This window comes from Nocardia jiangxiensis NBRC 101359, assembly GCF_000308615.1.
Lineage (GTDB): Bacteria > Actinomycetota > Actinomycetes > Mycobacteriales > Mycobacteriaceae > Nocardia > Nocardia jiangxiensis.
In genome coordinates, this window is the sequence record NZ_BAGB01000050.1 from 1 (window position 1) to 3,042 (window position 3,042).

At 67.6% G+C, this 3,042-nt stretch carries 5 protein-coding genes; all 5 read right to left on the reverse strand.

All coding sequences use genetic code 11. The annotated features are described in order from the left end of the window. Positions 1 to 930, reverse strand: a 930-nt coding sequence (locus tag ON40_RS23600; protein WP_040826219.1) for a YifB family Mg chelatase-like AAA ATPase, incomplete at its 3' end; no start/stop codon positions are given. Next, entirely contained in the window at positions 930 to 1,286 is a 357-nt protein-coding gene (locus ON40_RS23605) for a YraN family protein (RefSeq protein ID WP_040826221.1), read from the reverse strand. The genes ON40_RS23600 and ON40_RS23605, both read right to left, overlap by 1 nt. A 129-nt stretch (positions 1,287 to 1,415) precedes the next feature. Continuing rightward, positions 1,416 to 1,721, reverse strand: a complete 306-nt coding sequence (locus ON40_RS23610) for a DUF2469 domain-containing protein (RefSeq protein WP_011210678.1) — start codon at positions 1,719 to 1,721, stop codon at positions 1,416 to 1,418. A 67-nt stretch (positions 1,722 to 1,788) separates the two neighbouring features. Beyond that, complete coding sequence (locus tag ON40_RS23615) at positions 1,789 to 2,532, reverse strand: ribonuclease HII (protein ID WP_281033055.1); 744 nt, start codon at positions 2,530 to 2,532, stop codon at positions 1,789 to 1,791. Between the two features lie 75 nt (positions 2,533 to 2,607). Continuing rightward, positions 2,608 to 3,042: signal peptidase I (lepB, locus tag ON40_RS23620; protein ID WP_040826223.1), on the reverse strand; the 435-nt coding region annotated here is incomplete at its 5' end.

Consider the following 3,042-nt stretch of genomic DNA (forward strand, 5'->3'; position numbering starts at 1 on the left):
CCCGATCTCGGCGCACTCGTCCAGGAACAGCACGCCGCGGTGGGCGCAGCTCACCGCGCCCGGCCGCGCCGAGCCCGACCCCCCGCCGACCATCGCGCTCACCGAGGTCGAATGGTGTGGTGCCACGAACGGCGGGACGGTGATCAGCGGATGATCGCCCGGCAGGATGCCCGCCACCGAATGAATCGCGGTCACCTCCAGGGCCTCCCGTTCGGTCAACATCGGCAGCAGGCTCGGAAGACGTTGCGCCAACATGGTTTTGCCGATCCCGGGCGGTCCGGTCAGCAGAACGTGATGCCCGCCCGCTGCGGCGACCTCCAGTGCCCAGCGCGCCTCGTCCTGACCGATCACCTCGTTGAGATCGCCGCAGGGACGCTCGGACGAGGGCAGCGCGCCCTCGGGCGGACGCAACTCCCCGTCATCGCGCAACCAGTCGATCAATTCGCGCAGGGTGGCCGCACCGAGCACCGTGATCCCGTCGACCAACCCCGCTTCGGCGAGCGCCGATTCGGGGACCACCACCGTGGTGCGGCCCGCCGCCCGCGCAGCCAGCACCGCGGGCAACACCCCTCTCGCCCGCCGCACCCGCCCGTCCAACGCCAGCTCCCCCAGCAACACCGAACCCGCCAGCCGCACGGAGGGAACCGCATCCCCCGCATCCAGCACCGCCGCGGCCAGCGCCAAGTCGTAGACGCTGCCGCCCTTGGGCAGAGTGGCGGGTGACAGCGCCAGGATGACACGCCCGTCCGGCCACTTCTCCCCGGAGTTCTGTACCGCGGCTCGCACCCGGTCCCGGGATTCGTTCAGGGTGGTATCGGGCAACCCGACCAGATGAATCGACGGCAGCCCCTGGCCGATATCGGCCTCGATCTCCACCAACTGCCCGTCCACACCGGTCACCGCGACGGAGAACGCCCGGCCCAGCGCCATCAGAACACCGCTTTCAGATGTTCGATGACCGGCTCGGATCGGGGTTTGACCAGCACCGACACCACATCGAAGCGGATCTGCCGCCACGGCCCCTGCTGCTCGTTGAGCCACAGCAGCGCCAATCGTCTGATGCGTTGCTGCTTGGTGAAGGTCACCGCCTCGGCCGGAATGCCGAATCTCAGGCCCGAACGCGTCTTCACCTCGACGAATGCGGTCACCTCCGCATCGCGCGCGATCAGATCCAGCTCGCCGTACCGGCAGCGCCAGTTCTGCTCGACGATATCCATCCCGGCCGCACGCAGATACTGTGCCGCCAGTTCCTCCCCGTGTGCGCCGAGCGCCAGATTATGTGCCACCCGATCAGGATCACCGCTCCACGCTCCCGCCCCGAACCCCTGAACTGGGGAAACAGAAATCCTGTGGACAACCCCCGAATGTGGACAACACGCTGCCGACCCGCCGGACGCGGTATCGGCCGACGGCCGTTATTCGGGCAGGCGCAGGTCCGGCTTCTCCAGCTCCTCGATGTTCACGTCCTTGAAGGTGATCACGCGAACATGTTTGACGAAGCGGGCCGGACGGTACATGTCCCACACCCAGGCATCGGACATGCGCACTTCGAAATACACCTCGCCATCGGCGTTCTGCGGGCGTAGTTCGACGGAATTGGCCAGGTAGAAGCGGCGTTCGGTCTCCACCACGTACGAGAACTGGCCGACGATGTCCTTGTACTCGCGGTACAGCGAGAGTTCCATCTCGGTTTCGTACTTCTCGAGGTCCTCGGCACTCATCTGGTGGAAAGTCCTCCTATTTCACGACGCCGCCCCCGCCGGGCTCGCCATCCTGCGTGTTCTGACATCATCTCGCATGCGCGGCGTCGGTAGCCAACCGCCTCGCTCCGGACCCGGCGCGGCGGACCGGCTCGGCCTCGGCCCCGCCGACCAGCCGCACATTGCGCCAGCTCCTGCGGTGCTCACTGCTGGGGCCGAGACGATCCAGCGCCGCGGTGTGCTCCGGCGTGTTGTATCCCTTGTGCGCCGCGAAACCGTAGCCGGGCAGTCGCCCGTCCAGCTCGACCATCATCCGGTCGCGGGTCACCTTGGCCAGGATGCTGGCCGCGGCGATACATGCCGCCGTCGCATCGCCGCCGATCACCGGAAGCGATGGCGCCGAGATGCCGGGCACCTTGAAACCGTCGGTGAGCACGTAGCCGGGCCGCTGGTCCAGTCCGGCCACCGCCCGCCGCATCCCCTCGATATTGGCGACGTGGATGCCGATCGCATCGATCTCCCAGGCCGGAATCACCACCACCCGCCAGGCCAGGGCCCGGCGCTCGATGATCGGGAACAGCTCCTCGCGGGCGGCCTCGGTGAGTTTCTTGGAATCGTCCAGGCCGGCGAGGGAATCGTAGGCCTTCGGCGCGAGCAGGCAGGCCGCCACCACGAGCGGACCCGCGCAACATCCTCGCCCCGCCTCGTCGACCCCGGCAACCGGCCCCAGACCACTGCGAATGAGCGCCGCCTCGAGCGTGCGCAGACCACCGGCCCTGCGCATCACCACTCGCGGCGGCCAGTCCCCGGCTCGTTGGCCGTTGCGCGCCACTGCACCCACCGTTCGATTATCCGTTCGCTCTCGCAGCCGCATCCGCCGGATCCCCCCGCACGCCCGGCGCGGCGATCAGTTCTGCTGGGGATCCTGGGATCGCACCGGACCGATCCGACCCGGCGGCCAGATCTTGAACACCGCTTTACCGCGTACATCCTTCACCGGAACGGTGCCGGAGAATTCGTCGTCCTGATGCGCACGCGAATCGGCGGATTCGTTGCGGTTGTCGCCCATCACCCACAGATTGCCCTCGGGCACCTTCACCGGGCCGAACTCCCGCCCGATCGGGTTGATCGACAACCCCATCGGCGTCTTGACCGCGAACGGCAGACCCGGCTGATACGGGTACAGGTACCGAGCGTAGGGCTCGTCGAGCGGCTTGCCGTCGACCATCACACGACCTTGGGCATCGCAGCACTGCACGGTCTGACCGCCCACCGCGATCACCCGCTTGACCAGATCGTTCTCATCCGGCGGCACCAGACCGAAGAAGGAGAAGAAGTTCTG

Excerpts from the sequence above, each read along its gene's own strand:
- ON40_RS23610 (WP_011210678.1), bottom strand. The coding sequence starts at position 1,721 with ATGAGTGCCGAGGACCTCGAGAAGTACGAAACCGAGATGGAACTCTCG.